The organism is Burkholderia sp. E168m23, assembly GCF_016586125.1.
GTDB classification, from domain to species: Bacteria; Pseudomonadota; Gammaproteobacteria; order Burkholderiales; family Burkholderiaceae; genus Burkholderia; species Burkholderia orbicola.
The window spans coordinates 1-3,694 of record NZ_BCPP01000732.1; the positions used below are offsets into that span (position 1 = coordinate 1).

The window sequence follows — 3,694 nt, forward strand, 5'->3', positions numbered from 1 at the left end:
GGCCTGATCCGCGAAAGTAATTTCGGTGTGCTGTTCGACGTCGAATCGAAGCCGCGCCCGGACAGCAATGCGTATACGTCGCTGAATCTTCCGCCGCACACCGACCTGCCGACGCGTGAATTGCAGCCGGGCGTGCAGTTCCTGCATTGCCTCGCGAACGACGCGACGGGCGGCGACAGCATTTTCCTCGACGGCTTCGCGCTCGCGGATGCGCTGCGGCGCGAACATCCGGACGATTTCGAGCAGCTCGCATCGACGCCGTTCGAGTTCTGGAACAAGAGCGCGAACAGCGACTACCGCTGTTCGGCGCCGGTGATCGGCCTCGATGCACGCGGCAACGTGACGGAAGTACGCGTCGCGAACTTCCTGCGCGGGCCGCTCGATGCGCCGGCCGGTTCGGTCGCGGCCGTCTATCGTGCGTACCGGCGGTTTCTCGCGCTGGCGCGCGAGCCGCGCTTTCGCGTACAGCGCCGGCTGCGGGCGGGCGACATGTGGGCGTTCGACAACCGGCGCGTGCTGCATGCGCGCACCGGGTTCGATCCGTCGACGGGCCGTCGGCACCTGCAGGGCTGTTACGTCGATCGCGATGAGTTGCTGTCGCGCTGGCGCGTGCTGTCGCGATCGGCGCCGGCCGGGGCCGCGGCCGTGGCCGGCTGACCGGCACACACGGCGTCTTCTTGCACACCTCGCCGGGAAAAAGCACCCGGACGCCGGGCGTCCGGGCGAAGCCACCCGCTGCCGGGCGGCGGAGGTATGCGTTTCACAAAACAGACGAGCCCCGCGAAGGGGGCTCGTCAGGACTGCGTGACTTCATCGCGCGACGCGCGGCGCCCGCCGAGGGCGCATCGGCTTACTGGCCGAAGAAGATCGAGTCGCGTGCGTTCGACGAAGCGGCTGCCGGCGCGCCCGAGTGGACGAGCGGCGCCGGTTGCGCGCCGTAGCCGCTGCTGTCGACACCATGAACGCGCGCTTCGGCGCTCTGGATGTCGTTCGGGTAGTACGGGCTCGACACGCCCGGCTTGTAGCCGGCCTGTTCGAGCTGGACCAGTTCGTTGCGCACTTGAGCGCGCGTCACGGTGCTTTGTTGAGCGAATGCGCCGAACGAAGCGGACAGGGCGGCAGCGGCAACGACTGCGGAAACGAGCGATTTCATGGTGACCTCCGGTGTTTTATTGAGTTCGCTCTCGACACCATGTCTTGAGCGATTGATCAAATGTTAGTCACCGGCGTGTTCAGGGTAAACGCTGAATTTGACGATAAATTGTTTCCTGACTGGTAACAGTGAGGCGTCGAAACAGTCTTTCAACGGGCTTTCCTTTCGGTTGGCGTAATAGGTATGAAGAATGCCGTGGCCGGCGACGCGCGATTCAGCGTGCTTCGGCCGCCGTATCGAACGGCCGGCCCGACGCGCGGCCCGCGGGTGCGCCGGAACTGAGAAAGCGCACGCCCGTCGCGGCTTCCGAGGCTTCCCACAGCAACGCCGCCGTTGCCACGTTGCGCGCCGCGCGCGGCACGCTTGCCGGTGCCGGCAGCCCCCGCGATTCGAACCAGCCGGACGGGCCGATGTACGCGCCGCCGGCCAGATCGGGCGACGTGGCCGCATGAATCGCGGGCAGCGCGCCCTGATCGGCCGGCTGCGCGAGATAACGGTTCGCGGCACGCATCAGCGCGGCGCGGGTGGGCGAGCGGTCCATTGCCGGGCCCGCGAACTGCAGGTTGGTCGCCGCATAGCCGGGGTGCGCGGCGACGCTGATGCCGGCGAACGCCGCGCGCTCGAAGCGGCGCTGCAGCTCGAGCGCGAACACGAGGTTCGCGAGCTTGCTGTCGCAATAGGCGAGATAACGGTTGTAGCGATGCGCGGCGCGCAGGTCGTCCACGCGAATCCGGCCGCCTCGGTTGAAGCCGCTCGACATCGTGACGACGCGCGCCCGACGTGCGGCGCGCAGCGCCGGCAGCAGATGGCCGGTCAGCGCGAAATGGCCGAGGTGGTTGGTGCCGAACTGCATCTCGAAGCCGTCGCGCGTGTGCCGCAGCGGCAGGAACATCACGCCGGCGTTGTTGCAGAGGATGTCGACGCGGCCGTGGCGTTCGCCGACGTCGGCCGCGAAGCGTGCGATCGACGCGAGATCGGCGAGGTCGAGCGGATCGACTTCGACGCGTGCATGAGGATGAAGCCGGCGGATCGCGTCGGCGGCCTGCGCGCTGCGGGTGGCGTCGCGGCAGCCCATCACGACCGTCGCGCCTTTCGCGGCCAGCGTTTCCGCGAGGTGCCAGCCGAGGCCGCTATTGGCGCCGGTCACGACCGCGACCTTGCCGCCTTGCGCCGGGACGTGGCGCGCGCTCCATGCATGCATGTCTGCCTCCATCGGCGCGGCCGGTCGGCCGCCGTACGTAATCGTTACATTGAGTGGTGTAACGATAGTGCGGGCGGACGGAGCAGACAAGCAGGGGAATTAGACCGGCGCTTCTAGGACTGGCTGGCGGATAGCGTGGCGCCGCCAGCCTGGCGCACGGCCGGCAGGTGTTACCTGCTGCCGGCCAGCGCGAGTACCTCGGCGGCGGAGATCATGGCGGCGGCGTTCGCGGGGGCCGGACGCTCGGCCGGGCGGAACACTTCGTCGCCGCGATGGATGACCTGGCGCGACAGCGCGCAGGTGCCGGTGCGCTGCGCGAAGCGGCGGCGCCAGCGTTGCTCGCCGTAGTGACAGCGGCCGGGCTCGACCCAGCGGACGACGAGCAGCGTATCGGAACGTTCGAGGATTTCGACGTGGACGTCGGCGGGATCGAGCGCAGGCAGGGATTGGGAGGCCTTCATTTTGCCGTTTCCTAAAGCCCGTGCGGGTTCGGCCATGGCAGTGGGTGTCACTACCCAAGGGGGAATCCGTAGGGGTTTCCATGAGTGGTGCGCTAAATGTAAGCGTCTGTGACCGGAAAAAACATCCTGTCTGGCTCAAATTACCTTTTGCCGATTTAGAAACAATCCACGCTTATTTTCTTGGAAAACCAAGAACAAAAAGCCCCGGACGGAAAGCCCGGGGCGGAAAATCGGCCCGCGCGCCGTGTCTGCTCGCCCAGTCACGGGATACATCGCCAGGGGACGGAGGTGCCCGCAGGGATCCGGCGCGGGCGGGGAGGCGATGTACCGGAAGCGCGGTCCGGCAACGCCATGATGGCGTGCGCCACCCGTTGGCACCCTGACGCGAACATGACTTTTTTGTCAGTTTGGCGCGGCCGTCGTCCCGAACGTCGGTGAAGAGTCGGCTGGAAGGCCCGCCGGTACCGGGTTTGCGCGAATCGAGAGGCCGGACTTCAACGCCACTCGCCCGCCGCATTCTTGCGTGCCGGACGGATTGATCCGCCCCGGGTAAATACTGAATCGCGATTTCGTGACAAACGGGCGATCCCTTCCTATGATTGGTTGGACCTTTAGTCCTTTGTGCCAATCGGCCGACTGGCGGCCGGCTTTTTCGGAGAGATGCTCATGAGATTGCAGGGCAAACGCGCGCTGGTGACGGCGGCCGGGCAGGGCATCGGCCGCGCGACCGCGCTGCGGTTCGCGAGCGAGGGCGCCGACGTGCTGGCGACCGACATCAACGAAGCCGCGCTGGTGCGGCTCGAGGCCGACGCCGAACGCGCGGGCGGCCGGCTGGTCACGCGGCGGCTCGACGTCACCGCTACGAACGAGGTCGCGGCG

Annotated in this window: 5 protein-coding genes; 2 read left to right on the forward strand and 3 right to left on the reverse strand. The window is 67.2% G+C overall.

From position 1 onward, the window contains the following. Positions 1-657 (forward strand): TauD/TfdA family dioxygenase (locus JMF90_RS28450; protein ID WP_201325724.1); only part of this gene is annotated, 657 nt, incomplete at its 5' end. Between the two features lie 193 nt (positions 658-850). Here the strand turns inward: JMF90_RS28450 and JMF90_RS28455 are convergent. The 3 genes from JMF90_RS28455 to JMF90_RS28465 form a co-directional block, all read right to left on the reverse strand. Next, on the reverse strand, positions 851-1,153 hold the full coding sequence (locus JMF90_RS28455; RefSeq protein ID WP_006480691.1) for a DUF4148 domain-containing protein: 303 nt from the start codon (positions 1,151-1,153) through the stop codon (positions 851-853). A 214-nt stretch (positions 1,154-1,367) separates the two neighbouring features. Further along, a complete protein-coding gene (locus tag JMF90_RS28460) occupies positions 1,368-2,354 on the reverse strand; it encodes an oxidoreductase (RefSeq protein WP_011547131.1) in 987 nt (328 codons plus the stop codon). Between the two features lie 170 nt (positions 2,355-2,524). Beyond that, positions 2,525-2,815: a DUF3331 domain-containing protein gene (locus tag JMF90_RS28465; protein ID WP_011547132.1), complete on the reverse strand. Its 291-nt coding sequence runs from the start codon at positions 2,813-2,815 to the stop codon at positions 2,525-2,527. A gap of 666 nt (positions 2,816-3,481) precedes the next feature. Between JMF90_RS28465 and JMF90_RS28470 the strand changes: the two genes are divergently transcribed. Continuing rightward, a partial coding sequence (locus tag JMF90_RS28470; protein ID WP_201325725.1) for an SDR family NAD(P)-dependent oxidoreductase occupies positions 3,482-3,694 on the forward strand: 213 nt, incomplete at its 3' end.